At 67.3% G+C, this 25,855-nt stretch carries 27 protein-coding genes; 5 read left to right on the top strand and 22 right to left on the bottom strand.

The annotated features are described in order from the left end of the window. Positions 1-10 precede the first annotated feature (10 nt). The 3 genes from ACTG4X_RS15290 to ACTG4X_RS15280 form a co-directional block, all read right to left on the bottom strand. Positions 11-1,546, bottom strand: a complete 1,536-nt coding sequence (locus ACTG4X_RS15290) for a diguanylate cyclase (protein WP_440534204.1) — start codon at positions 1,544-1,546, stop codon at positions 11-13. Between the two features lie 106 nt (positions 1,547-1,652). Continuing rightward, positions 1,653-1,997 (bottom strand): hypothetical protein, encoded by a 345-nt coding sequence (locus ACTG4X_RS15285; protein WP_371127553.1) that lies wholly within the window; start codon positions 1,995-1,997, stop codon positions 1,653-1,655. 249 nt (positions 1,998-2,246) lie between these two features. Further along, a complete protein-coding gene (locus ACTG4X_RS15280) occupies positions 2,247-2,528 on the bottom strand; it encodes a hypothetical protein (RefSeq protein WP_093176717.1) in 282 nt (93 codons plus the stop codon). Positions 2,529-2,587: 59 nt separating this feature from the next. On the opposite strand from ACTG4X_RS15280, the gene ACTG4X_RS15275 reads away from it, so the two are divergent. Next, positions 2,588-3,283, top strand: coding sequence for a hypothetical protein (locus ACTG4X_RS15275; protein WP_440534203.1), 696 nt, complete (start codon positions 2,588-2,590; stop codon positions 3,281-3,283). Between the two features lie 508 nt (positions 3,284-3,791). On the opposite strand, the gene ACTG4X_RS15270 is transcribed toward ACTG4X_RS15275, so the two are convergent. The 13 genes from ACTG4X_RS15270 to ACTG4X_RS15210 form a co-directional block, all read right to left on the bottom strand. Then, entirely contained in the window at positions 3,792-4,061 is a 270-nt protein-coding gene (locus ACTG4X_RS15270) for a hypothetical protein (protein ID WP_440534202.1), read from the bottom strand. A 94-nt stretch (positions 4,062-4,155) separates the two neighbouring features. After that, on the bottom strand, positions 4,156-5,103 hold the full coding sequence (locus ACTG4X_RS15265; RefSeq protein WP_440534201.1) for a cupin domain-containing protein: 948 nt from the start codon (positions 5,101-5,103) through the stop codon (positions 4,156-4,158). Then, positions 5,100-6,380 carry a Zn-dependent hydrolase gene (locus tag ACTG4X_RS15260; RefSeq protein WP_440534200.1) on the bottom strand — a complete coding sequence of 427 codons (1,281 nt, stop codon included), beginning with the start codon at positions 6,378-6,380 and terminating at the stop codon, positions 5,100-5,102. Before ACTG4X_RS15260 ends, ACTG4X_RS15265 begins: the two co-directional genes overlap by 4 nt. Then, entirely contained in the window at positions 6,380-7,261 is an 882-nt protein-coding gene (locus tag ACTG4X_RS15255; RefSeq protein ID WP_440534199.1) for an alpha/beta fold hydrolase, read from the bottom strand. The genes ACTG4X_RS15260 and ACTG4X_RS15255 overlap by 1 nt, the downstream gene beginning before the upstream one ends. Positions 7,262-7,286: 25 nt before the next feature. Then, complete coding sequence (locus ACTG4X_RS15250) at positions 7,287-8,462, bottom strand: pyridoxal phosphate-dependent aminotransferase (RefSeq protein WP_440534198.1); 1,176 nt, start codon at positions 8,460-8,462, stop codon at positions 7,287-7,289. Next, positions 8,459-9,292: an SDR family oxidoreductase gene (locus ACTG4X_RS15245; RefSeq protein ID WP_258349796.1), complete on the bottom strand. Its 834-nt coding sequence runs from the start codon at positions 9,290-9,292 to the stop codon at positions 8,459-8,461. The genes ACTG4X_RS15250 and ACTG4X_RS15245 overlap by 4 nt, the downstream gene beginning before the upstream one ends. Before the next feature lie 61 nt (positions 9,293-9,353). Then, positions 9,354-10,091: a GntR family transcriptional regulator gene (locus tag ACTG4X_RS15240; protein ID WP_258349797.1), complete on the bottom strand. Its 738-nt coding sequence runs from the start codon at positions 10,089-10,091 to the stop codon at positions 9,354-9,356. A gap of 77 nt (positions 10,092-10,168) precedes the next feature. Continuing rightward, a complete protein-coding gene (locus ACTG4X_RS15235; RefSeq protein ID WP_440534197.1) occupies positions 10,169-11,008 on the bottom strand; it encodes a TauD/TfdA dioxygenase family protein in 840 nt (279 codons plus the stop codon). 43 nt (positions 11,009-11,051) lie between these two features. After that, positions 11,052-11,822: a class II aldolase/adducin family protein gene (locus ACTG4X_RS15230; RefSeq protein ID WP_307614562.1), complete on the bottom strand. Its 771-nt coding sequence runs from the start codon at positions 11,820-11,822 to the stop codon at positions 11,052-11,054. After that, on the bottom strand, positions 11,822-12,580 hold the full coding sequence (locus ACTG4X_RS15225) for an ABC transporter permease (RefSeq protein WP_440534196.1): 759 nt from the start codon (positions 12,578-12,580) through the stop codon (positions 11,822-11,824). The genes ACTG4X_RS15230 and ACTG4X_RS15225 overlap by 1 nt, the downstream gene beginning before the upstream one ends. Beyond that, the gene (locus ACTG4X_RS15220) at positions 12,559-13,317 is read right to left on the bottom strand and encodes an ABC transporter permease (RefSeq protein WP_307614560.1); all 759 of its coding nucleotides are present in this window, start codon (positions 13,315-13,317) and stop codon (positions 12,559-12,561) included. The genes ACTG4X_RS15225 and ACTG4X_RS15220 overlap by 22 nt, the downstream gene beginning before the upstream one ends. Continuing rightward, positions 13,314-14,165 (bottom strand): ABC transporter ATP-binding protein, encoded by an 852-nt coding sequence (locus ACTG4X_RS15215; RefSeq protein ID WP_093078147.1) that lies wholly within the window; start codon positions 14,163-14,165, stop codon positions 13,314-13,316. Before ACTG4X_RS15215 ends, ACTG4X_RS15220 begins: the two co-directional genes overlap by 4 nt. Before the next feature lie 17 nt (positions 14,166-14,182). Continuing rightward, complete coding sequence (locus tag ACTG4X_RS15210; RefSeq protein ID WP_093052056.1) at positions 14,183-15,190, bottom strand: ABC transporter substrate-binding protein; 1,008 nt, start codon at positions 15,188-15,190, stop codon at positions 14,183-14,185. 137 nt (positions 15,191-15,327) lie between these two features. On the opposite strand from ACTG4X_RS15210, the gene ACTG4X_RS15205 reads away from it, so the two are divergent. After that, a complete protein-coding gene (locus ACTG4X_RS15205) occupies positions 15,328-16,770 on the top strand; it encodes an amidase family protein (protein WP_440534195.1) in 1,443 nt (480 codons plus the stop codon). A gap of 79 nt (positions 16,771-16,849) precedes the next feature. Further along, positions 16,850-17,152 (top strand): hypothetical protein, encoded by a 303-nt coding sequence (locus ACTG4X_RS15200; protein WP_093052060.1) that lies wholly within the window; start codon positions 16,850-16,852, stop codon positions 17,150-17,152. On the opposite strand, the gene ACTG4X_RS15195 is transcribed toward ACTG4X_RS15200, so the two are convergent. Genes ACTG4X_RS15195 through ACTG4X_RS15170 form a run of 6 tightly spaced genes read right to left on the bottom strand, consistent with a single transcriptional unit; the run spans position 17,082 to position 23,698 of the window. Further along, a complete protein-coding gene (locus ACTG4X_RS15195) occupies positions 17,082-17,879 on the bottom strand; it encodes an ABC transporter ATP-binding protein (protein ID WP_307614558.1) in 798 nt (265 codons plus the stop codon). The two genes, ACTG4X_RS15200 and ACTG4X_RS15195, sit on opposite strands and share 71 nt — an antisense overlap. After that, entirely contained in the window at positions 17,872-19,683 is a 1,812-nt protein-coding gene (locus ACTG4X_RS15190) for a branched-chain amino acid ABC transporter ATP-binding protein/permease (protein WP_440534194.1), read from the bottom strand. The genes ACTG4X_RS15195 and ACTG4X_RS15190 overlap by 8 nt, the downstream gene beginning before the upstream one ends. Continuing rightward, complete coding sequence (locus ACTG4X_RS15185) at positions 19,680-20,540, bottom strand: branched-chain amino acid ABC transporter permease (protein ID WP_440534193.1); 861 nt, start codon at positions 20,538-20,540, stop codon at positions 19,680-19,682. The genes ACTG4X_RS15190 and ACTG4X_RS15185 overlap by 4 nt, the downstream gene beginning before the upstream one ends. Next, positions 20,540-21,772, bottom strand: a complete 1,233-nt coding sequence (locus tag ACTG4X_RS15180) for an amino acid ABC transporter substrate-binding protein (protein WP_093052069.1) — start codon at positions 21,770-21,772, stop codon at positions 20,540-20,542. The genes ACTG4X_RS15185 and ACTG4X_RS15180 overlap by 1 nt, the downstream gene beginning before the upstream one ends. A 54-nt stretch (positions 21,773-21,826) precedes the next feature. Continuing rightward, positions 21,827-22,681, bottom strand: coding sequence for a fumarylacetoacetate hydrolase family protein (locus tag ACTG4X_RS15175; protein ID WP_093176698.1), 855 nt, complete (start codon positions 22,679-22,681; stop codon positions 21,827-21,829). A gap of 39 nt (positions 22,682-22,720) precedes the next feature. Next, the gene (locus ACTG4X_RS15170) at positions 22,721-23,698 is read right to left on the bottom strand and encodes a VOC family protein (RefSeq protein WP_093053158.1); all 978 of its coding nucleotides are present in this window, start codon (positions 23,696-23,698) and stop codon (positions 22,721-22,723) included. A 157-nt stretch (positions 23,699-23,855) separates the two neighbouring features. Here ACTG4X_RS15170 and ACTG4X_RS15165 point away from each other — a divergent pair, with 157 nt between their 5' ends. After that, complete coding sequence (locus ACTG4X_RS15165; protein ID WP_176928732.1) at positions 23,856-24,524, top strand: GntR family transcriptional regulator; 669 nt, start codon at positions 23,856-23,858, stop codon at positions 24,522-24,524. 73 nt (positions 24,525-24,597) lie between these two features. Next, a complete protein-coding gene (locus ACTG4X_RS15160; protein WP_440534192.1) occupies positions 24,598-25,755 on the top strand; it encodes a DSD1 family PLP-dependent enzyme in 1,158 nt (385 codons plus the stop codon). Positions 25,756-25,855 lie beyond the last annotated feature (100 nt).

Raw genomic sequence — 25,855 nt, 5'->3', positions numbered from 1 at the left:
GGAAAGCCGTTCACGCCGTCGTCGGACGTATCTCCGCCGTGCAAACGCGATTCCGGCCTCCCATCTTGGCCGCGTACAGGGCCTTGTCAGCGGACTGAATCAACTCCTTCGGCGGTCCGTGGGTGACCGAGGGGCTGAGCGCATCCACGCCGGCGCTCAGCGTCACGAAGCCGTCGGGAGCACCGGCGTGCACGATTGCCAGGTCGCGCACCGCGCTGCGGATTCTTTCCGCCAGCACGGCCGCGCCAGCCACATCGGTGTTCGGCAACAGCACGGCCAGTTCTTCCCCGCCGTAGCGGGCCGCGAGGTCTCCCGGGCGGCGGGATGCGAGGCCCGAGATGGTGCGGCCGATCGTCTGCAGGCACTCGTCCCCGGCCGTATGGCCGTAGATGTCGTTGAACTGCTTGAAGCAATCGACGTCGATCAGGATGAGCGCCAGGGTGCTCGCGTCTCGCATGGCCCGGCTGAACTCGTTGTCGAGCGTCACGTCGAACTGCCGGCGATTTGCCAAACCCGTAAGGCCGTCCTCCATCGCGAGGGTGTTCAGGGTCTTGTTGAGCGTCTCCAGCGCGTCGCGTGCGCGCCGCAGCTCGGCCTCGGTCTTGCTGCGCAGCTCCATCTGCTTCACCAGCCGCCATCCCACGAAACCGACGATCAACGCCAGGAGAATGACGCCTCCCGTATGCCAAAGCGTTTCCCGCCACCAGGCGGCCAGGATCTCGTCCTTGGAGAGGGCCGCCGCAACGAACAGCGGGTAGTTGGTGAGGCGCCGGAAGCTGTTCAGCCGCGTGATGCCGTCCTGCGCCGACAGGATTTCGGCCGTCCCCACCGGGCCCTGGGTCACGTACGAACGGTAGAGGCCGGTGTCCAGCATGTTTCTTCCGACCATGTCGGTGCTGTACGGCCGGCGAGTCATCATCGTCCCGCTCTCGAGAACCAGCGCGACTGCGCCAGCCTGGCCTATGTCGAGGCTGTCGTAGAACTTCGTGAAGAAGCTGATGTCGATCGTCGCGAGCGCCACCCCGCCGAAGCTGCCGTCCGCGCGATTGATGCGCCGTGACACGGGAATGAGCAGTTTGCCGTTGACGCGGCTCTTCACCGGCACACCGATGTGCGGTCCGCGCTCCTCGTGTTCGCGGTGATAAAGAAAGTACTCCCGGTTCGCGTTGTTCAGGTTTTGCGGCGGTGTTTGCCGGGAGTTTGCGACCCAGTTTCCATCCTTGTCGTAGATGTGAAGCCCGTCGAGCTGCGGGAGCTCGGCCACCCGTATCGCGAGCACCTTGCGAAGCCGTTCGATGGCGGCCGGCCCCGTGCCGTCGTATTCCATGCGTTCGACCATGCCGACCAACGCGGTGTCGGCCTGCTTGATCGTGTCGTCCGCCTGCTGTGCCATTGCACGTGCGAGATTCGACGTCGCAACGCTCATCTGCTGAAGCTGGACCCTTCGCGAGTGCCAGCTGTTCAAGCCGTCGAGCGCCACGAGGGCGAGGCAAACCACGGCCACGAAGGCCGTCGTCCGGAAGGTGATGGATGGTCGACGAAACACGATGCGCTTTCGAAGCAGTGATGTCTGAAGCCTTGCCCGACTTTGACACAGCTGCGACCGAATCGTCACCCTCCGCGCAATCTGCAGGCGCGGTCGTCAGAGCGGCTCAGATCGGTCGCACGTCGAAAAACGCCTCGTCGGTGTCTCCCAGGTCGCGAAAGCCCGCGGTGCGCGCCGCGTCGTAGGCCTTGGCCCAGCGCTTGGCCATCGCGATCTCCGCCTTCGACAGATCGCTTTCGCTCGATTCGCTCGCGTTCTGGAATGCGCGCAGCGCCTCGACCACATCGGCGCCCAGTTGCCGGTCGATCTCGCGCCGGAAGCGCTGCTCGGCGACCTTCACGGCATCGGCTGCCGGGTGCGGATAGTCGGCTAGCCGCACGGCGTACGTGACACGCGCCTCGACCTCGACGTCTTCGAACTGGAACGGCTCCTCGCGATCTTCTTGCGGCAATGGCGGCGGCGCTTGTTGCGACAATGCGATGGGCAATGCCGTTGCTGCGACCCGCGGGAAGAAAAGCTCAAACTGGTTCATGGTTCATCGCCCCCAAGCGCGTACCGCGCTGAACAAGGCTTGCGGCCAAAATACTGTACGAATATACAGTTTTTTGCCATTGTTAACCAGTCTGCGGCCGCTTGGGCAGTCGATTCAGCGACTGCCGTGTGTTCGGTTGCACCGCCGCGGCGACCAAATTAGGGGCGATCAGTCGGGCTTCGCAGGCAGGTCGCCCTCACGCAGCTTGCGGCCCACCCACATCATTCCCGTCGCGTAGTCGGCAGCCCCGACCTGGATGCCGCCCACAGTTCGCAGCGCACCCGTGCCGTCGTCGGTGGCCGGCCCTTCACCGGTGTATTCGCCCGGCACCAGCACCCGCCCGTCTTTCAGGAAATCGGCGATGCGCAGTTCGCGCATGGCGCGGCCCCAGTGCCATTGCTTCTTGATGTCGTAGCTGCTGGTCTTCTTCGGTGGGTTGGTTTTCTTCATATCATTTGGCCGCATCAAAAACTGCCGCCGAGCATAGCCCCGCCCGGCACCACGTCCTCATGAAGAACCGTTCAGCGACCCCGTGGAAGAAGAGCCGAACCTTCGGCGACATCTATGGCGGGCGCATGCATCGCCGGCTCACGGACAACATCTTTGCCCGTGCCCACTCGCTTCAACGGCCAGCCCCAGGCCAGGCGTTGCCTCTGCTCATTCAGGACAACCCGTCGCGCGAGTTCTTCTTTCCCGTGTCGGTGGAGGAATGTGCGGCGGCGTTGCGTGCGCTCCCAGTCGACCATGGCAAGGGCGTCACGCATATCTGGCTTCGCCGCAGGCCGGTGCGCATGACCGGGCCCAACGCGCCGCTGGCACAGTTCATCTACGGTAGCGGCGTGCGCGTCATCGTTCTCTATCCCTGGCGGGTGGATGGACGCTTGTACGTCGGCCGCAAAAAGCCGAAGCCCCAGCATGTAGCGCCCTATGTGCGCTACGGCGCCAAGGTTGTCAGTGACCAAGGCCGCTGGCACGTCGACTTTTCACAAGCCGATCTCAGGCGCTTCTACATCGAGCACCTGTTCTGCCACGAGGTCGGCCACCATGTCGACTGGTACACGAGGCACTGGAGCGGCGCGAACGCCCGCCAGACCGAAGAGTTCGCAGACCAATACGCCGTGCAGTTGGCCTCGGACGCCAGCGTTGTCGTATCGACGCCCTACTCGGCGCAAGGCCTGGCCGCGCCCCCCGGCACCGACGGCTGAAGCTTCACCGGCTCAGTTGCCTCCCCTGCCTCCACATAGTTGAGGTCAACAGGATGAACAATTGCCGCGGCGAACTCGCCGTCGAACTTGACGAGGACATGTTCCCCGCTGGCACCGGTGATGACACCGAATCTGCCGTTGAGCTCGACACGGCTTCCGCGTCGCGCGGGCACTTTGAAACGCACACGGATGTAGGGCAGTCCTACCCGGAAATACTCGACCATTTGATTCCCCGACTTTCTTGTGGCTCGCATCGGCGGCTGTCTTGACAGGACACACCCACCGGCCGCGACACCTGCGACATGCAGTGATGCACTGTCTGCGCATGGCCACGGGGATACGTGTCGGTCAGAGCCTACGCTTGCTGACAGCCATTGGACATCCGCCAATTGGCTAACACCACCCATGTTTGTGGGTTCCGTCAATCGGTATAGGCGCGCAGGCGGGCGCAAATTTCGGCGCGACCAACTTCTGCGCGCCGACAGCGAAAGATTGGGGGGATGCGCCGCTAGTCGAGCTCGCCGACAGCGTCGTCTTCTTCAGCGAACAACGATTCGTCGACCTCTTCGCGCGGGCCGACGTTCAGGTCTTCCGACAGGCCGCGCAGCACGGTGTAGCCCGCCTGCAACGCCTCGGCGTAGGTATGAAAGCCCTTGGCCGCCTCCATCAGCGGTTCGAACTCCATCGAGTTGTCGAAGGATTCCAGCAGCACCCAGAAATAGTCGCCCTCGTCGTGTTGATCCACTGTCAGGGCGATGGAGATAAGTTGACCAGCCATCCGCGCATGGTGGCGCGCCCAAATGACAATCCGAAGAAGCGGGTGTGAACGTTCGGCTTCTACGTTGCCTTCTCCGCCGGCCACCGCTCACCGGTCAGCCGGCGGCCTCCAGAAACTCGAAGCCCATCGTCCGCGCGTGGTAGTGCAGCCCGCCGTCCTGCACGATGAGGAAGAGCGCGCCGCGCGGGCCTGCGTTGTGGTGCGAATGCGGCGCACCGGGTGGCGTGACCAGCGTGGACCACGGCGCCCACGGGCACACCGCATCGCCCACCACCGAATGGCAGCCCTCGCCCTGCACAACCAGCGTGATGGCGGCGGAGTTGTGGCGGTGCGTGCGCTGGTGCGTGTTCGGCTCGAGCGTGTTGAAGCTCAATGTCAGCGTGGGCGTGAGGTTGCGTGCGGCGGCCTGCCGGTCGGACGAGAAGATCAGCGCGCGGCCCGAGGTCTCCTCGCTCGTGCCGCTCGAAAAAATCAGCGCGAACTGGCGCTCGATATCCGCGGCCGAATAGTGCACGGCGTCGATGGTCGCCTTGGCCACGGGCGCCGGCTGCGCGCGTTCAAAAGCCAGCTGCGGCTCGTTGCCGACAGTCCACAGCAGCACGTCCTCGGCGCCCGCTTCGAGCCGGTAGCCCGGCGCGCCGGGCAGCAGGAACACGTCGCCCTTGCCGAAGGTCAACCTGTCGACCGCGCCTGTCAGGCTGCCGCTGCCGGAAATCACGTACCAGACCGACCCGGTGGCGCACACGTCCAGCGGCAGCAGCGCATCGCGGGCGGCAATGCGCACGTAGCGCGCGAGCATCAGCGGCGTGGTGGCCGGGAAGCCACAGCCCAGCGCCCGCGACTGGTCGCAATCGAACATGCCATAGCGTCCTTCCGGCGGCGGCGAGAAGAGCCGCGCGGGCACCTCTGGCAGCTTCACGTTGAAGGCGTTGCCGGAATTGAAGAAGCGCGCCCTGGCCTGCGCGACGCTGGCCGGCGCGCGCGGATGCTGCATCGGCAGATCGGCCATGTCGACGACGGTGGCGATGTCTGCGGCAGTCATGCTCCGGCTCCCACGTAGGGCATCAGCACACGCAGCAGCACGTTCGCGCCAGCCGCCACGTGCGCCGGCTCCGCCCACTCGTGTTCCGCATGGCTCACGCCGTCGCGGCAGGGAATGAAGATCATCGCGCTCGGGCACAGCGGCGCCATGTGGCGCGCGTCGTGGCCGGCAGCCGAAAGAATCGGCATGTGCGGCTGTCCGATGCGCTCGGCGGCTTGCGCAATCGCCTGCTGCAAGGCGGGATCGAAGCCGTTGGACGGCGCATCGACCAAGGGGGTCACGCTCGCCTGGCACGGCGCGGCAAGCGAATCGCACAGCGCGGCCAATCGCTGACCCAGATGTTCGAGCACCGCGTTGTCGGGATGCCGCAGGTCGATGCGCAGCGTCACCCGCTCGGGCACCACCGAGGGCGCGTTCGGCTCGACCTGCAGCCGGCCGATGGTGAATTTCACCGCGTCGTCGTGGCCGCCGATCTCGGCATAGAGCGCCGTCGCGATGCGCGTGAAGGCTGCGAGCGCATCGCGCCGCTCGACCATCGCGAGCGTGCCGGCGTGACCACGCTCACCCTCGATCACGACATCGAATGTCTTCTTGCCCTGGATGCCGGTGACGACACCGATCACGCACTCCTGCGCTTCCAGTATCGGCCCCTGCTCGATGTGCGCCTCTACATAAGCCGCCATCGGAAAGCCCAGCGACCGCCGCCGCAGCGACGGGAACGCAGCGTGCAAGGCATCGAGCGCATCGGCGACAGAGATGCCGCTGGCATCGCGCACCGCACGCACGGCCTCGAGGCTGCGCACGCCGGCAAAGGCCTCCGAGCCCATCATGCCGGGCGCGAAGCGCGAGCCCTCTTCATTCATCCACGCCACGCAGACGATGTCCACCGGCGGACGCACGCCACGCCCGGCCAGCGTGGTCAGCACCTCCAGCGCAGCCACCACGCCGTACACGCCGTCGAAGCGGCCGCCGCCGGGCTGGCTGTCGAGATGGCTGCCCGCAAGCACGGGCGGTGCATCACGGTCGGCGCCCGGCAGCGCGATGAAGAGATTGCCGGCCGCATCGGTCGAAGGCTCCAGCCCTGCCGACAGGGCCCAGTCGATCATCGTGCGCCACGACGCGATCTCTTCCGCGCTCAGCGCCTGCCGGTCTACGCCGCCGCCAGGCGTGGCGCCGATGCAGGCGAGCGTCATGAGCCGGTCCCAGAGCCGGTCGGCATCGATGCGCCAGATGCCTTGCTCTCCGGCGACTTCTTCGGTGGCGGTTTCGGCGGTCATCAGTCGGTCTTCATGATCTGGCTGGGGAGCGCACGCGGATCACGCGGCTTCCACTGGCCGGCCTCGACCTGCGCGAAGAACTCGGCCAGCAAGGCGTTGAACGCGGCTGGCTCTTCCAGGTTGAGCGTGTGGCCGGTCTTGGGCATCACGGCCAAACCGCAGGCCGGTACGGTCTTCTTCAGGAAGATGCCGGGCTGCAGGCAGTGGTCGTCCTCGTCGCCGACCACCACGAGCGAGGGCACGTTCATCACGCGCAGATCGCTCTCCAGGTCGTAGATCGACGGGCGCCGTGCCTGCACGCCGCGCATGGTGTTGGCCGCGCCGACGGCATCGTGCTCGCCGAGCCAGGTCGCGAATTCCTGCCAGCCGCGCGGGTCCTTGTTCTGGAACTGCACGCGGCTCGCGCCCAGCGAATAGGTGCGGGCGAATTTCTCGGAGCCCTGCGCTTCGAACTGCTTGGCCACTTCGAGCGAGACGCCGCGGAAATATTCCTCGTGCTCTTTCTCCGCGCCGTAGCCCGCGCCGGCAATCACCAGCGACGAGGCCCGCTTCGCATGGCGAAGGCCGAAGTGCAGCGTAGCGAAGCCGCCCATCGACAGGCCCACGATGTGCGCGCGCTCCAGTTCCAGCGCGTCCATCACGGCGGCGATGTCGTCGGCCGCGGTGGCTTGCGAATAGCGCTCCATGTCGGCCGGCACGTCCGACGGCGGATAGCCGCGCGCACCGAAAGTCACGCACTGGTGGCGCCGCGCGAAGTAGCGCATCTGCGGCTCCCAGCTGCGGTGGTCGCCGCCGAACTCGTGCACGAACACGATGGGCGTGCCGCTGCCGGCGGTCTCGTAGTAGAGGCGAACGCCGTCGGGGGTGATGGCAAAACTCATCGTCGGCCTTTCTTCTTCAGGACGCTCAGAACAGCGCTGCCGTGGCCGGCAGGCTGCGCGCACGCTCGACCGCCTGCGGCAGCACGTCGCACAGCGCCTGCGCCCAGGCCTTCGGTACGGTGGTGGAGATCTTCACGAAGCGATGTCCGAAGCGCGGCGTGTGATACGTGCCCTGCCGCACCATGATGTCGTGCTCGCCCAGCGCGGTGACCAGCGCCTCGGGCGTCACGCCCGCCTTGCTGCACTCGACCACGATGAAGTTGGCCTGCGACGGGAACACCGGCACCTCGAAGCCCGGCAGCTTGGCGAAGGCGTCGACGATCATTTGCTGGTTCTCGCGCTGCTGCGCGATCACTTCGGCCATCCATTCGTCCTTGACGCCCAGGCCCGCGATGGCTGCGCGCTGCGCCAGCACGCTCGCGCCCAGCGGCGCCTGCGAATGCGGCAGGATGCGCGCGAGCAGTTCGGGCGAGGCCACCAGTGCCCCGAGGCGCAGGCCCGCGAGGCCGAGCCATTTCGAAAAGCTCACGATGGTCACGGTGCCTTCCGGGTAGAAGCGCGAAGCCAGCGTGTGGCTGTCGGCAAAGTCGCGGTAGGTGCAGTCGTGAATGAGGATGGCGCCGATCTCGCGCGCACGGTCTGCGAAGGCGCGGATTTCGTCTTCGGTGTAGGTGGTGCCCAGCGGGTTGTTCGGGTCCACGAGATAGATGACGGCCGTGTTCCCGTCGGTCGACGCGGCCAGCGCCTCGGCCGACAGCTTGAAGCCGTACTCCGGCCCGTAGATCGGAATCTCGGTGATCGCCGAGCCGGCCTTGGCGGCGAACTGCAGCGGCCATTTCCAGCCCGGGTCGGTGGTCACGAAGCCCTTGCCCGCCACGCAGAAAGCACGGCAGGCCAGCGCCAGCGCAGACACCGCGCCGTCGGTCACCACGGCCGACTGGTCCGGCACGCCCAGGTCTTCCACGATGGCCGAGCGCAGCGCTTCCATGCCCAGCGGCGGCGCATAGGCGTGAAAGCTCTCGTCGTCGATGGCGTCGTGCAGCGCCTTTCGCACGGCAGGGTGCAGCGGAAAGTGATTGGTGTTCTGGCCCAGCCACATCAGGTCTGGGTTGGTGAACAGCCGGTCGAAATACTGGTTGCGGGTTTCGGCGTCGCTCGTCACGGCCGGCACTGCAGCGGCGGGGTTCAGCGCCGCGTTCATGCCGCGAGCCTCCGGGCCTGTTCGGCCTCGACCACCTTCTTGCTGGTCTTGATGATCGAGCCGCGCGCCGCGATGCCGCCGTCGATGGTCACCACCGTGCCGGTGATGTAGCCCGCACGCGGCGAAGCCAGGAACACCATCAGCTCGGCCACTTCTTCCGGCGTGGCCGGGCGGCCGCCGGGGTAGTTGTCGAACAGCTCTTCCCAGCGGCCTTCGTCGCCATGGGTGTCGAAGGCGCGGCGCTTCATGAGCTTGACCATGCGATCGGTCGCCACGGGGCCGGGGTTCACGCCCACCACGCGGATGCCGTCGTCCAGGCTCACGCCGCCCAGGGCGCGCGTGAAGGCCATCACTGCGGCGTTGCCGGTGGAGCCGGCGATGTAGTTGGCGTCCCAGTTCTCGCCGGAGTTGCCGATGTCGTTCACGATCACGCCGCCGCCCGCGGCCTTCATGCGCGCGTAGTAGATCTGGCTGAGCTCCATGTAGCCCAGCACCTTGAGCTGGAAGCCCCGGCGCACCACGGCGAAGTCGAGCGACTCGATGGGGCCGGCCGGAATGTCGCCCGCGTTGTTCACGAGGATGTCGACGTGCCCGGCCGCTTCGGCCAGCTGCGCCATCGCGCCGGGCGCGGCCAGGTCCATCGGGTGGATGCGCACGTTGATCGGGTAGATCTTCTCGATCTCTTCCTTGGCGGCCGCCAGGGCGGCGCCGTCGCGTGCGGCCAGTTGCAGGTGGCAGCCTTCGGCCGCGAACGAATGGGCGGCCGCAAGGCCGATGCCCTTGGAGGCGCCGGTGATGAGTACGGTCTTGCCTTCGAGTTCGAGTTTCATGGAGTGATGTCCTGGGATGCGATCGAAAAAGGGTGGCGTTGAGTGCGTTGAAAGAAGGGGCTCAGGCAGCCCCGTTGTCCTGCTCGGACAGCGCGGCGATCAGGTCGACGATGTCGTCCTCGAGCAGGCTCACGTGGTCGATGGCGGCGTTGAACGCTGCCCCCGGGTCGTTGCGCCGGATGGCGTCGAGGATGGCGCCGTGCTCGCCGATGGTGGCGGTCATGCGGCCGGGCTGGAAGGTCACGTAGCGGCGGTACACGCGCACGCGCTTGCGCAGCGCGCGCGTCTGCTCGGCGAGGTAATGCGTGTTGGAGGCTTCGTAGAGCGCGTCGTGGAAGTCCTGGTTCACGTCGTAGAAGCGCGAGTGGTCGCCCGAGGCAAGGATGCTCGTCAGCTCGTCGTGCAGCTGGCTCATGCGCTGCTTCTGCACCTCGGTGGCACGGCGCGCGGCGAACTTGGCGCACAGGCCTTCCATCACCGCCATCATCTGGAACATCTCGATGAGCATGGGCAGCGAGATGCGCGCCACGCACACGCCCCCCTGGCGGCTGCGCAGGTCGACGAGGCCGGTGGCGGCCAGCGCCTTGAGCGCCTCGCGCACCGGCGTGCGCGACACCTTGAAGCGTTCGGCCAGCTCGGCTTCGTCGAGCCGCGCGCCGGGCTTCATGACACCGCTGACGATCAGGTCTTCGAGCGTGTCCTTCAGTTCGTCGGACAGCGTGGCGCCCTTGCCGCGCTGGCGCTCGCGTCCGCGCAGCGCCGGAGGTTCTGCTGCCATCTCGGGTTCGTTCGGTTCCATGTTCTTGCCTTCCTTGTTGTGCTTGTCTTTGTCGGTTTTCTTCAAACGCGGGGCCTGCCTGGCAGGTGGGAAAAGTGTCAGAAGGGGCGGTCGCCAGCCACGGTGGTGCGATGCATCACGCGGCGGTACACGTTGTCGTCGTACGGCGTGGCGCGGTGCATGGTGCAGCGGTTGTCCCACACCAGCAGGTCGCCCGCGAGCCACTTGTGGCGGTAGCTGAACTCCGGCGAGATGGCGTGCGCGTTCAGCTCGGCCAGCAGCGCGGTGCTCTCCTCCGCCGGCAGGCCGTCGATGTGCTTGACCACGTCTTCGCCCACGTACAGCGAGAGGCGGCCGGTTTCGGGATGCGTGCGCACCAGCGGATGCACCACGTCGGGCGTGGCCGCCAGTTGCTCGGGCGTGAGCGGGTTGCGGTCGGCAAAAGCCTTGCCGTAGTAGTTGGCGTAGCTGTGCGTGGCCGTCATGTGGCGGATGCGCGCCTTCGTGTCGTCGTCAAGCGCTTCGTAGGCGGCGTGCATCGAGGCGAAGAAGGTGTCGCCTTCCACCGGCGGCACTTCGAGCGCGTAGAGCAGCGCGCCCATCGAGGGTTCGGCCTTGTACGAGAGGTCGGAGTGCCAGTTCCAGCCCTCCTTGTGGTTGCCGATCGGCTTGCCGTTTTCCGACACGTTCGACAGCACGTAGACCTCGGGGTGCTCCTTCTTCAGGAACTGCGTGAGCACGTGGCCCAGCAGCGGGCCGAAACGGCGCGAGAAAGCCACGTGCTGCGATTCGTTGATGCTCTGGCCGCGAAACAGCAGCACCGAGCGCTGGTTGAGCGTGTCGCGCAGCACCGCGAAGTCGGCGTCGCTCACGGGCTCGCGCAGGTCGATGTTTTTGACTTCGGTGCCGATGAAAGAGGTGAGGTTCTCTAGTTGCATGGTCGAAATGTGTCTCTGGGAATGAAGAGGAAAGTGCCGGCGCTCAAAGCCGGTAGTCGGGTTGGGTGCGCTCCAGCATGCGCAGGAACGCAGGCCATTCGCGCGTGCCGGGCGGCAGGATGTCGCCGGCGAATTCGGTGAACTGGCGCGCGGCCAGATCGCTCACTTCGGGCTGCGGGTACACCAGCGATTCGCCGGGGGCCACACCGCCCTGTGCGAGCAGCTGCACCTTGGCCGCCTTCTCGAAGTAGTACATGAGGATGAAGGCCTCGGGAATCGTGCGGCCCACCGTCAGGATCCCGTGGTTGCGCAGCACCAGCGTGTGGTGCGGGCCCAGGTCGCGCACCAGCCGCTCGCGCTCGCCGGTTTCCAGCGCCACGCCTTCGTAGTCGTGGAAGGCGGTATGGCCCTGGTAGCGCATCGCGAACTGGCTCAGCGGCGCCAGGCCGTTGGGCATGGCGGCAATGGCGGTGCCGGCCTCGGAGTGGGTGTGCAGCACGCACAGCGCATCGGGGCGCCCTGCATGGATCGCGCTGTGGATCACAAAGCCGGCCTGGTTGACCTCGGCGTCCGTGTCGTCCACCTTGTTGCCGTCGAGGTCGATCTTCACCAGCGACGAAGCCGTCACCTCGGAGAACAGCAGCCCGTAAGGGTTGATGAGGAAGTGATGTTCCGGCCCCGGCACGCGTGCCGAGATGTGGTTGTAGATCAGGTCGTCCATGCCGAAGTGCGCCACCAGCCGGTAGCAGGCGGCGAGCTGCACGCGCAGCCCGGCTTCGGTGTCGGGGTATGCCGCGGGATTCGTCTTTGCCATCAGCGCCACCACACCAGTTTCTGGTCGATCCACACGAGCAGGCCGTAGAAGACCATGCTCGCGATCGATGCAACGAGCACCGCCGACCACACGCTCAGCAGGTCGACCTGCTGCGTCGATTCATAGATCATTCGCCCGAGCCCCGCATAGGCGCCCAGCATCTCGCCGACGATCGCGACGATCATGCTGCGCGGCACGCCGATGCGCAGCGCGGTGACCACCGAGGGCATTGCCACCGGCAGGCGCAGGCGCCACACGATCTTCAACTGCCCTGCCCCGAAGCTGCGCATCAGGTTCACGGCAGCGACGTCGGCCTGCTTCAAGCCGTGCAGCGCGTTCACCAGCATGGTGAAGCCGACAGCCAGCGCCACCAGCGCGATCTTCGAAGCGGCGCCGAGGCCGAACCAGATCAGGAACAGCGGCGCATAGGCCACGGTTGGCACGGCGTTCACCGCCACCGCCAGCGGCATCACGATACGCTCCAGCGGCGGCGCCAGCAGCAACACAACTGCCAGCAACAGCCCGAGCACGCTGCCCAGTGCATAGCCGCCGAGCGCCTCGCCCAGCGTGGCCAGCAATGCGCTCATCAAGCGCCCCGTGTCGGTGAACGCATGCTGCACGATCGTGCCCAGGCTCGGCAGCACGAACGGCGGAATCTTGAAGAGCAATATCGCGCCCTCCCACACCGCGAGCAGCACGACGATGCCCAGCACCACCGGCACGACGGGCGACTCCATCAGCTTTCGCTGCGCCACCATACGAGCCTCCTTTCCACGAAGGTGAGCAGCCCGTAGAGCAGCGCACCCATCAGCCCGCAGGCAAACATCACCACCCACAGGCGCACCACGAGGTCGGCGTTCATCGCCTCCATGAGCATCACGCCCAGGCCCACGGTTTCGCCGAACCATTCGCCCACCACCGAGCCGATCAGGCTGAGGCCAATGGCCACGCGCAGCCCGACCATGATCTGCGGCAGCGCCGAAGGCACGGCCAGCTTGAAGAACATCACCAGGCGGTTGGCGCCGAAGCTCTTCATCAGCGCGATGCGCTGCGGGTCACACGACTTCAGGCCGCGCAGCGTGTTCACCGTGACGGGGAAGAAGGTCAGGAAGAACGCCGTCATCACCTTGGCCAGCAGCGAGTTGCCGAACCAGATGACGATGAGCGCGCCGAAGGCCACCACCGGCACCGTCTGCGACACCACGAACAGCGGGAACACCGAGCGCTCCATCCAGCGCGAATAGGTGAACACCGTGCCGCAGGCGCAGCCGAACACCGCGCCCATCGCGAAGCCGAGCACGGTTTCGAGCAGCGTGCGGCCGAAGCCACGCGCAAGCTGCGGCCACACTGACCACGCGTCCTGCGCGATGGCGCTCAGCGCCGGCAGGTAGCGCGGCGACGGCGCGAAGGCGTGCACGCAGATCTCCCACACCAGCGCCAGGCCCACAAAGGCCAGCGCGGGCGAGCGCACTGCGCGCTGCAAGAGGGCGTTCACGAGGCGGTGCCCTCCTGTGCGAAGGTCTTCTGGCTTTCTTCCTCGATCTCGGCCAGCAGGCGCTGCTTGATGCGGATGAACTCCGGCGACAGCACCACCGACGGGTCGCGCGGGCGCGGCAGGTCGATCACGGTCTCGCTCTTCACCGTGCCGGGGCGCGCCGTCATCACCAGCACCTTGTCGCCGAGCAGGATCGCTTCGTCGATGTCGTGCGTGATGAACAGCACCGTGCGACGGTGCCTGGCCCAGAGCTCCAGCAGCCAGTGCTGCATGCGGGTGCGCGTGAGCGCGTCGAGCGCGCCGAAGGGTTCGTCGAGCAGCATCAGGTCGCGCTCGAACAGGAAGGTGCGCATCAGCGCGACACGCTGGCGCATGCCGCCCGAGAGCTGGTGCGGATAGTGGTTGGCAAAACCCGCCAGGCCGAACTCAGGCAGCATGGCGCGGGCCCGTTCGCGCGCTTCCTTGCGTGGCACGCCTTCCACCTCGAGCGCGAGGATGGCGTTGTCGAGCACGGTGCGCCATGGAAACAGCAAGTCGCGCTGCGGCATGAACGACACCTTGCCGAGCAGCTGGCCGTCGCGCTGCGGTGCGCCGCCGAACAGCAGCGAGCCGTCGTCGTCAGGCGGCAGCAGGCCCGCGATCATGTTGAAGAGGGTCGACTTGCCGCAACCCGAGGGGCCCACGAGCGTGACGAACTCGCTCTTCGCGATCCGCAGGTTGACGCCCGACACCGCGACGGTCCTGGCCTGCGCTTCGCCGAAGCGCTTCCATACGTTGACCAGCTCGAGCATGGGCGGCGCCGTGTCGCTCACGGCGGGCGGCATCACTTCGTGAGGCATGAATTTCATGGCTGCGGCGATGCGGCTCAGAACTTCTTGTCGGCCGCGGGCACCTGCGTCCAGAAGCTGGCGTCGTAGGCCTTCGACAGATCGGCCGGCGCCTTCAGCGCCTTGTAGCCGACGAGCTGTGCCTGCATCTTCTCCACCGTGGGCAGGTCGATGGCGAGGATGCCGTCGGTGGTGCCCTTGCCAGCCTTCACGAGCTTCTCGAATTCATCGAGCATGGCTTCCTGGTGCGCGCGGTTCAGGCTGGGGGCGGCGGCCATGACGATGTCGATGGCTTCCTTCTTGTTCTGCAGCGCGTACTTCCAGCCCTTGATGGTGGCGGTCAGGAAGGCCTGCACCTGCTGCGGCTTCTCGTTGCGGTACTTCTCCGACACGAGCACGGTGTCCTGCTGCACGACCACGCCGTAGTCGTCGGGCTTGATGAGCGTGAGCTTGTCGCCCAGGCCCTGCTCCTTCAGCGTGTTGAGCTCGTTGTAGTAGGTGGCCGCGGCCACGTCGAACTGCTTCTCGACGAAGGGCGCCATGGAGCCCGACTGGGGAACGATGGTGAGGTCGCTCTGCTTTACGCCGGCCGAGGCGAGCATCGAGTACAGCGTGTACTGCGTGCCGGTGAACCAGGTCGCGACCTTCTTGCCTGCGAAGTCCTTCACCTTGGTGATGCCGGAGTCCTTGTAGGTCACGTATGTGAAGGGCGTGTTCTGCACGGTCACGCCGATGCAGACCAGCGGCAGGCCTTTCTCGCGGGCGAGCAGCACGGTCTCGGTGCCGCCGGCCAGGCCGAAGGTGTCGTTGCCCGAGGCGACCAGCGTCTCGACGTTGAGGTTGGGGCCGCCCGGGTTGATCGTCAGGTCGAGGCCGCCCTGGTCATAGAAGCCCTTGGCCTTGGCTACGTAGAAGCCGGCGAACTGCGCCTGCGCCAGCCACTTGAGGCGCAGCGAGACCTTCTCGGCGGCAGACGCGGGCATGCCCGCCAGAAGAGCCATCGACGTTGCGACGGCGGCCAGGATACGCAAGGACTTGAAAGACATTGGATGGCCTCATGGATACAAAAAACTCTTTAAGCAGTATCCATGCCATGCAATTTCAGCCTGTTTTCTGGCGCCAGAAGCGCGAATTGGCCCGAAACATGCACCGGAGTGCAGCTTCCGCCCCACTTCGAGCCTTCATGAACCGAATCCATGCGCTGACCGATCTTTCCGCCCGCGAGGCCGCCGGGCAGATGGCGCGCGGCGAACTGCGCGCCACCGACTACGCGCAGGCGCTGCTGGAACGCGCCGGCGCAATCGCACCCTTCGGCGCCCTGCTCCACCAGGACCCCGCGGCGCTTCGCGCAGCCGCCGCCGCGCTCGATGCAGCGCCGCGCCCCGTGCCGGGAACGCTGCCTCTATATGGCGTGCCGTTGGCCTTCAAGGACAACATCGACGTCGCCGGCATGCCGACCACGGCCGGCAGCCCGTGGATGGCGGACCACCGGCCGCGCATGCACGCCGGCGTGACGCAGCGGTTGATCGACGCAGGCGCGCTGGTGCTCGGCAAGACGAATCTGCATGAGTGGTCGCAGGGCGTTACCGGCAACAACCACGGCTTCGGGCCGTCGCGCAATCCGTTCGACGCTGCACGCGTCACGGGCGGCTCCAGCGGCGGCAACGCTGCGCTGCTGGGTCTGCGCGCCGCGCCGCTGGCCATCGGCACCGACACGGGCGGCTCGGTGCGCGTGCCGGCCGCGCTGTGCGGGCTGGCGGGCTTCAGGCCGACGGTGCACCGCTGGCCGGACGAGGGGCTGGTGCCGATATCGCCAACCTTCGACACCGCCGGCGTCATGGCGCGCTGCGTGGGCGATTGCGTGCTGGTCGACCACGCGGTGGCTGGCGGGCCGCTGCAGATTGCCCCGACACCGCTCACAGGCGTGCGCCTTGGCGTGCCCGAGGCCTACTTCTGGGAAGAGGTCGATCCGCCCGTGGCCGAGCTGGCCCGCGAGCGCCTCGAGCTGCTGCGCACAGCCGGCGCCGTGCTGGTGCCTTGCGACCTGGCCGAAGCCGGCGCACTGTTCGAGGAAGGATCGATGACGATCTCGCTGCACGAGATCCTGCCCGCACTGGCCGCCTACTTTGCGCGGCACGACCGCCCCTTCGACGCGCGTGCGCTCACCGACGCGGTGGTCAGCCCCGACGTGCGCCCGCTGTTCGAGCGCCTCTTCGGCGCGACGGCCATCACGCCCGAGGCCTACGCCCACGCGCTGCACACCCTGCGCCCGCGCATGCAGGCGGCGTACCGCGATTGCTTCGCGCGGCACGACCTGGCCGCCCTCGTCTTCCCGACCAGCCCGCTGACCGCCGCGCGCATCGGAGAAGACGTGGAAGTAACGCTGTGCGGCCGCCCCACCTCGGCTTTTTCGGCCTACATCCGCAACACCGGCCCGGCCGGCATGGCGGGCTTGCCGGCGGTGAGCCTGCCGATGGGCCTCGCCTCCAACGGCCTGCCTGCCGGGCTGGAATTGACAGGCGCGCAAGGCACCGACACGGCGCTGCTGGCACTGGCGCTCGGCATCGAAGCCGCGCTGCCTGAAGCACCAATCGCCCCAAGCGTGCAGAAGTTGGCAAGCAACTGAACGCGGCGTCGCCAAAACACTACGCCCCTTCGCGTAACAGGCCTTCACGGCTTGATGCGGGATCGGCGATGCTCAAGGCATGCCCGCAAATTCACGACCGCCCCAACGCCCCGGATGGCGCGCCGCCGCACTGATCTACACGATCACCGGCGCCGTCTGCATCCTGGCCTGTGCTGTCGTGCCCGACAGCGAGGCCGGCATGCTGGTCGCCATCGCGGGCGGGTTGCCGTGGTCGCTGAGCCTGCTGACGCTCGACCTCTCGCCCGGCGTCGCGAACACGGCGCTGATGATGCTGGCCGGCAGCTGGGCGATCAATGCCGCGCTGCTGTGGTGGCTGGCGCTGCGGCGGCCCGGGCACCATGGGCCGTCGCACCCGGCATAGCGTCACCCTCTGCGGCATCGGCATCCAGCCCCAGGTAGGCGCGCCGCAGCTCCGGCCGCGCCATCAGTTCTTCCGGCCGGCCCAGCGCGACGATGCGCCCTTCTTCCAGCACCGCGGCGCGCTCGGCCACGTCGAGCGCCATGCCCACGTTCTGCTCCACCAGCAGCACCGCGATGCCGTCGGCATGGATGCGCCGGATGGCGGTGAACATGTCGAGCACGATGCTCGGCGCCAGCCCCAGCGAGGGCTCGTCGAGCAGCAGCAGCTTGGGGCGCGCCATGAGCGCGCGGCCGATGGCCACCATCTGCTGCTGGCCGCCCGATAGCGAACCGGCCGGCTGCTCCAGCTTTTCGGTCAGCGCCGGGAACAGCGTGCAGACATGCTCCATCGAGCGAGCGCGTTCGAGCCGCGCCGCGCGCAGGTAGCTGCCGAGCTCCAGGTTCTCGCGCACCGTCATCTCGGTGAAGAGGCGCCGCCCCTCCGGCACCAGCGCGATGCCCTGGGCGCAGAAGCGATGCGGCGCCAGGCGCGAGATGTCCTGCCCCTCGAAACGCATGCGCCCGGCGCTGATGCGGTGCAGCCCCGCCACCGCATTGATGAGCGTGCTCTTGCCCGCGCTGTTCGGCCCGACGATGCACAGCAGTTCGCCCTTGCCGATGGACAGCGACACATCCCACAGCGCGGTGGCCTGCCCGTAGGCGACGCGGATGGATTCGAGTTCAAGCATGGGCCAGTTCCCTTTCGACACCCGCCACGGACGACGCGGCGGCTGGCGCGGCGGGCGCCTCCGGCTCCATGGCCTGGCCCAGGTAGGCCGACACCACTTCGGGCCGCTGCATCACGTCATGCGGCGCGCCTTCGGCCAGCACCTCGCCGCGGTTGAAGACCACGATGCGGTCGCACAGCGCCATCACCGCGCGCATCACGTGCTCGACGAAGACGATGGTCGCGCCCTGGTCGCGGATGCGGCGGATGAGCGCCACGGCCTCGTCGATTTCTGACGGTGTGAGGCCCGACAGCACCTCGTCGAGCATCAGCACCTGCGGCCGCGAGGCCAGTGCGCGCGCGAACTCCAGGAACTTGCGCTGGTGCAGGTTCAGTTCCGCCGGCAAGGCGTGCGCGCGCTCGGTCAGGCCAGTGAAGGCCAGCCATTGCCAGGCTTCGGCCTCGGCCGTCCTGCGGTCGAGCGCGGCTGCGCCGAACATCGCCGGCAGCGCCACGTTCTCCAGCACCGTCAGGTGCGCGAAGGGACGTGGGATCTGGTACGTGCGCGCAATGCCGCCCTGCGCGATGCGGTGCGCCGGCACGCCCGAGATGCGTCGCCCCTCGAACTCGATGACCCCGGCGGTCACCGCATAGTGGCCGCTCGCGACATTGATGAAGGTCGACTTGCCAGAGCCGTTGGGCCCGAGCAGGCCGAGGATCTCGCCGCGCCGCACTTCGAGGCTCACGCCGCGCAGCGCGTGCACGCCCTTGAAGGACTTGCGCACGCCCTCGGCACGCAGCAGCACTTCGCCGGTGATGCCGGCAGGCTTCTTCGCTTCATCAGCCACGGCCACATGGACCGGCGCGGACGAGGCCGCGGGCGCACCGCGCCGAGCGTTCCACCACTTCAGCGCCTGCCCCAGCAGGCCTTCGGGCATGAAGAGGATCACCACGATCAGCACCAGCCCCGTCAGGCCCTTGCCGATGATCGCGCTGTCGCCGCCCGTGAAGGCATACAGCAGCAGCGTGATCGCCGTCGCGCCGACGATCGGCCCGGCCCAGTGGCGCGTGCCGCCGAGCACCGACATCAGCACCACCGTGAGCGGCATCGCGATGGTGAAGGTATCGCCCGTGGTCACGTACGACACGAAGAGCGCATGCACGCCGCCCACCACGCCCGCCAGCCCGCACGAGAGCGCGAAGGCGCCGAGCTTGAAGCGGTACGTCGGCACGCCCATCACCTCGGCCACGTCTTCGTCGTCATGAATGGCGAACAGCCCGGTGCCGAAGCGCGAGTGGTACACGGCCAGCGACGCCAGCACCGTCAGCACTGCTACGCCCAAGGCCAGCAGGTAGAAAGTGCCGGAAGCTGTCGGCCCGATCTGCGGCACCGCCACCGCGCTCATGTACACGCCGGGTCCGCCATCGATGGGCGTGTTGAGGATGATGGTCGCCACCACGAAGGTGGCAGCCAGCGTCAGCAACGAGAACAGCTCGGCGCGCACCGCCTGCACGCGGAAAGCCACGGCGCCCAGCAGCGTGCCGAACAGCGCGGCCACCACGGCGGCGGCCGGCAGCGTCCAGAGAAACGGAATGTCGAAGCGCGTTGCCAGCGTGGCCGTGGTGTACATGCCGATGCCGAAGAACGCACCGTGCCCGAACGAGAAATACCCCGAGTAGCCCGACAGCAGGTTCCACGAGGTGGCGAGCGCGACCCAGTGCAGCGCCAGGTACAGGATCGATTCGTAGAACGCCGGCAGCCCGAGCCACGGCACCACGGCAAGCCCCGCGCCGGCCGCAAGAATCAGCAGGAACGAGCGCTTCATGCCACCCTCCCCGGCCGCACCAGCAGCACGAACATCAGCAGCGAGAACGACACCAGCGGCGCCCACGATGGCGCGGTGACGGTCATGGTGACGGCCTCGGTCACGCCGATGATGCAACCCGCGATCAGCGGCCCGAGCGGGCGCCCGAGCCCACCCAGCATCACGGCCGCGAACACCACGCCGATCCACGCGTAGATCTGCGAGGGCGACAGCGTGTACGCCAGCGCAATGCACACACCCGCCACGCCGGCCAGCGCCGCGTTGAGGCCCGAGAGCATCAGCGCCAGCGCGTTCTGGTTCACGCCAAAGGCCGCGGCGATGGGCGCGTCTTCGGAGGCAGCGCGCATCGCCTTGCCCAGGTCGGTGCGGCGCAGCGCGAACCACACCGCAAGCGAGATGCCCACGCCCAGCGCCAGCGTGATGAGCTCGGGCACCGGCAGGTAGAGCGGGCCGATCTGCAGCTTGTGCTCCGCGTAGCTCGATTCGAGCTTGCGGTAGTCGGCCGTCCAGGTCCACTGCAAGAGCGCCTCGATGATCACTGTGATGCCGAAGGTCACAAGCAGCGAGTTGAAGGGGCTCACCCGAAAGCGCGTCAGCACCCAGTGCAATGCCACGCCCAGCACGAAGAACAGCGGCACGATCACCACCAGCGTGAGCAGCGGATCGACGCCATGGTGGCTCGACAGTTCGTACGTGAGGTAAGCGCCGAGAAAGGCGAGCGCGAAGTGCGCGAGGTTGATCTGCCGCAGCATCCCCCACGACAGGCTGAGGCCGAGCCCCAGCAGGCCGTAGAGCGCCCCGGTGAACAGGCCCGCCAGGATCGACTGGGCCAGCAGCGTGGCACTGGGGAAGCTCATCAGCTGGTCACCCCGCGCGTCTGCAGCTTCGCGCCGGGGGCGGCCCACTCCTTCGGCCACACCACTACCCACTTGCCGTTCTGCACCTGCTTCACCTTGCCCAGGTCGTCGCCGAAGTTGCCGCGCTCGTTGAAGCGCAGCTTGCCCTGGATGGTGTCGACCTTGTTGGCGCGCAGCCAGGTGGCCATGGCCTTGTCGTCGATGCCCTTGGTGGCGACCACGGCGGCCTCGATGATCTGCCAAGCCGAGAACGACGCGGCCGCTTGTGTCTCCACCGCCGTGTCGGGCATGCCGGCCTTGGCCGCGCGCTCGCGGTAGACCTTCACGAACTCGGCGGCCGTCGGGTTGTCGGTAAACGGCGGATGGTCTTCGAAGATGGTGGTGGCCAATGCGCCGTTGGCCTCGGGCGCCTTGAGCATCGGCGCGGGCGCAGGCACGTGATAGAAGTGATGCAGCGGCGCGTAGTCGATCTTCTTCATCGCATCGAGCAGCTGATTGCCCTCGAGGCCGATGGCGCCGTTCCAGATGAAGTCGGGGTTGGCCTCCTTCAGCCGGCCTGCGATGGGGCCGAAGTCGCGGTTGCCGAAGTCCCATTCGAGGAACAGCACTTCCTTCAGGCCGCGCTGCTTGGCCACCTCGCGCGCGCCCAGCGCCACGAAGTGCACCGAGGGGAACTTGCTTGTGACGATGGCGATGGTCTTCGGCGGCTTGGGCGAGGTGGCCAGCGCATCCATGACCATGGCGGGCATCGTCTTCTCGGGGTCGGGGCCGAGCGACCACGCCGGAAACTGCTGGTCGTACTTGGCCAGGCTCGGAATGCCGAAGGTGTGGTGCACCAGCGTCTTGTTGTAGCGCTGGGCCACGCCCATGGCCGAAAGAATTGCGCCCGTGGCATACGGGCCGATGAGCAGGTCGACCTTGTCGGCCGTCACAAGCTGCTCGTACAGCGTGCGCGCGAGGTCGGGCTTGGACTGGTCGTCCTTCAGCACCCACTCCACCGGCCGGCCGAGCAGGCCGCCGCGCTGGTTGAGCGACTCCACGTAGATCTCGCCCGTGAGCTTGTGCACGAGCCCCGTGGCCGAGAGCGGCCCGGTGAGCGCCAGCGTGCCGCCCACGCGGATGGGCTTGCCCGAAGGCTGCTGTGCGGCGGCGGTGCCGCTGAACAGCGCGCCAGTGCCGAGGGCACCGAAAGCGCTGGCGGCCGCGACGAAGGAACGACGATCGATGCTCATTTTTTGTCTCCGTAATTGTTTTGGTCAGCGCGGCCTTGGTGCTGCTGCCGCTGCTCAGTCTCCGTCGACGACGGGGTTCGAAAGAAGGCCCACGCCTTCGATCTCCACTTCGCACACGTCGCCGGCCTTCATGAAGATCTGCGGCTTGCGCGCCAGGCCCACGCCCGAGGGCGTGCCGGCGATGATGATGTCGCCCGGCTGCAGCGCGAAGGGCTCGGAGCACACCGACACCAGCGTGGCGACGTCGAAGATCATGTCGCGCGTGTTCGCGTCCTGCAGCACGGTGCCGTTCAGGCGCGTCTGCAGCTTCAGGCCGGTGGCGCCCGCGGGCAGCTCGTCGGCGGTGACGAACTCGGGGCCGAAGGAGCCCGAGCGGTCGAAGTTCTTGCCCATCATCCATTGCGCGGACTTGAACTGGTAGTCGCGGATGGAACCGTCGTTGAACACCGAGTAGCCCGCCACGTGGTTCAGCGCATCGCCCTTCTTGATGTAGCGCCCGGCCTTGCCGATGACCACCAGCAGCTCGCCTTCGTAGTCGAACTGCGTCGACACGTGCGGACGCACGATCGGCTGCTTGTGGCCGACCCAAGACGACGGAAAGCGATGGAACAGCACCGGGTAGGTCGGCGGGTCGAATTTGCTTTCAGCGGCGTGGTCGATGTAGTTGAGGCCCACGGCGATGGCCTTGGAGGGCGACTGCACCGGCGGCAGCCAGTCGATGCCTGCGAGCGGCAGGCGCGCGCGGGCCGCGTCGCCGGCCTTCTTCGCGGCGGCCATGGCTTCGGGGCCGGCGCGCAACAGTTCATCGAGCGTGGCGGGCAGGCCTTCGGCTGTGAGGTCGACGACCTCCTGGCCGAGGCGCAGGCCGAGGGCCGGCTTGCCGTTATGGTTGAAGGCGAGGAGACGCATGGGATTCCTTTGTGATTCGGATGCAGAGAAGAAGCGGTCTCAGGCCTTGGCGGCCTCGACCTCGAAATTGGTGACGAAGTCCTCGGGCACTTTCGGGCCCCAGGCGTAGAAGGAGTCTTCGGGCGGGTGGTCTGCGGCGCGCCAGTCGTAGTCGCCGGGCACGAAGTCCATGTCGCAGGAGTACTCCGAGTAGCTGCCCCACGGGTCGCGCACGTAGTGGAAGTAGTTCGAGCCCAGCACATGGCGCCCCACGCCCCAGCCGCGCACGTGGCCCGCTGCATACATCTGCTCCATGCCCCGGCCGACTTCGTCGATGTTCGCGACGTCCCAGCTCAGGTGGTGCAGCCCCGGGCCGTTCGAATGCGCCATCGCAATCAGGTGGTGGTCGCTGCCGTGCACGCCGTGCATGAACACGATGAGATCGCCCGAGCGGTCGGTAACGCGCAAGCCCAGCGCGTCTTCGTAAAAGCGCAAAGCCTCTGGCACCTTGGCGCAGAACATCAGGATGTGCGAGAGCCGGCGCGGATGCACCTTCGGAATGCGCGCGCGGTTCGGCGAGGCGCCAGTGCCCACGGGCGGGCGCGGCGCGACGACGGGCTCGCTGCCCGCGTCCGGCGCGCTCTTCGCGGCCACGACGACCTGCACCGGAAAACCCTCCGGGTGCAGCACCCACAGGCCGCGGTCGTCGCCCAGCGGGTGCGGCGAGCAGCGCGGCACGCCCAGGCGCTCGATGCGCGCGGCGATGGCGTCGAAGTCTTCCGCGAAGCAGGCGAAACGCAGGTACTGCAGCTTCTTCACCCCGGGCGCCTGGTACAGCGAACCCCAGGCGTGCGGGTGGCCTGCGGTGTACAGGTCGAGCCGGTCGCCCTCACGTTTCGGCTCCAGCCCGAAGGCGTCGTAGAAGCGCGCGGCCTCGTCGAGGTCGGGCACGGTGAAGACGAAGGCATCGAGCGAATGAACGCTGTGCAACGCCGCGCGCTCGGGGCTTTTGTGGGTGCGAAGCTGGATATCGGCCATGTCGTATGTCTCCAATCGGCTATCCATGTTGGAACAAATAATATATTCTTTCGACGTTAGTCTATTGTTTAGCCATCCATGGATCATTAGGGTTAACAAGTAACATCAGGCCGTTTTTCGCGGTGACGGGAGTGCAATGAACGAAAAAACGAAAGGCATGAGCCAGACACGACAGGTGTTCACCGAGCTGCGCACGGCCATCGTGGGCGGGCGGCTGCTGCCGGGCTCGAAGCTCAACATCGCCGCGCTGGCCGAAGAGCTGGACGTGAGCGCAGGCGCGGTGCGCGAAGGCCTCGCCATGCTGGAAGCCGAGGCGCTGGTGGTGTCGGAGCCGGCGCGCGGCTACCGCGTGAGCCCCATTTCGGCGACCGATCTCGAAGAGCTGGTGAAGGCGCGCATCGAGATCGAAAAGCTGTGCCTCGCTGAAGCCATCCGCCACGGCGACCTCGCCTGGGAAGGCAGCGTGGTCTCGGCGCACCACCGCCTCTCGCGGCTGGCCGAGCGCGACGCGGCCATGCCCACGATGCTGAGCGCCGAATGGACGGCGAGCCACGCGGAGTTCCACAACGCGCTGGTGGCGGGCTGCCCGAACGGCTGGCTGCTGCGCATGCACCAGATGCTCTACCAGCAGAGCGAACGCTACCGGCAGCTGTCGGCGCCGCTGTCGAAGCAGGCGCGTGACGTGGGGGCCGAACACCAGGCGCTGCTCGATGCGGTGCTCAACCGAGACATCCAGGCGGCGCAGACGCTGATTGCCGAGCACCTGCAGACCACCGGCCGCCTGCTGATGACGGCGCTGAAGGCGAACCCGCCGGCCGACAGATAGGAGGCAGGCATTTCGGTGCGATCATCTCGCCCCGATCTCCTCCACAAAGCGCCTCCACGAAGGCTTTTCCCCGATGCCCCAAGACCTGCTGCAAGTCAACGCGCCGCTGATCGGCGTTCCCGGCGGACGCCATCTTCTCGACACCCCCGCCCTGCTGATCGAGCTGCCCGCGATGACGCGCAACATCGAACGAATGGCTGCCTTTGCCAAGGCCCGCGGCGTCAACCTGCGCCCGCACGTGAAGACGCACAAGTCGGTCGAGATCGCACGGCGCCAGGTGGCGGCCGGCGCCGTCGGCGTGAGCTGCGTCACGCTGGGCGAGGCGGAGGTGATGGTCCAGGGCGGCATTCCGGGCGTGCTCATCACCTCGCCCGCAGTCACGCCGAGCAAGATCGCGCGGCTCATCAAGCTGGCGCAGCGCGCGCGCCCAGGCGACGTGATGGTGGTGGTCGACAACCCGCAGAACCTGGCCGACCTGGCGCGCGCCGCGAGCGAACTCACGCACCCGCTCGACGTGCTGGTGGACTACGGCGCGGGCTACAACCGCACCGGCGCCGCCACGCAGGCGAAGGTGCTCGAGCTGGCGGCGCTGGCAGCTGCCGAGCCACGCCTGCGACTGCGCGGACTGCAGTCGTATGCGGGCAACCTGCAGCACATCGTGTCGCGCGACGAGCGCAGCGCGGCGGCGGCCGGCCTGCGCGAAACCGTGGCGGGCATCGTCGCGGCGGCAAAGCGGCAGGGCCTGAACTTCGACATCGTGACGGGCGCGGGCACCGGCACGCACGACCTCGATTCGCAGGAAAACGCGTTCACCGAACTGCAGGCGGGCTCGTATGTGTTCATGGACGCCGAATACACGAGCGTGCTGGCCAGCGGCGAACAGCCCTCGCCCTTCGACGTCTCGCTGTTCGTGCAGACGGCGGTGGTCAGCACGAATGCGCCCGACTGGGTGACGGTGGACGGCGGCACCAAGTGCTTCTCGACCGACAGCGGCGTGCCGCTGGTGGCGAAAGGCGCCGACGCGTCGAGCCGCTACGCCTTCTTCGGCGACGAGCACGGCAAGCTGATGCTGCCCCCGGGCTCGCAGGCGCAGCGGCCGGCGCTGGGCGCTCGCGTGGAGTTCATCACGCCGCACTGCGACCCCACGGTCAATCTGCATGACGCGTACCACGTGGTCGAGGGCGGCACGCTGGTCGCCATCTGGCCGGTGGACGCGCGCGGCAGGCGGTAAGGGATAGGAACGGGCGGCATAAGAAAACTCGAAAAGCGTATTTCACAAGGGCCCCGCCGCGGGGGACAGTCGGGCGCCTGTCTCTCTCTTTCCGGGCGCC

Source organism: Variovorax sp. YR566, from assembly GCF_051992195.1.
GTDB lineage: Bacteria > Pseudomonadota > Gammaproteobacteria > Burkholderiales > Burkholderiaceae_C > Variovorax.
Note: the sequence above shows the minus strand (reverse complement) of the source record. Positions and strands in the feature narration are given on the sequence as shown.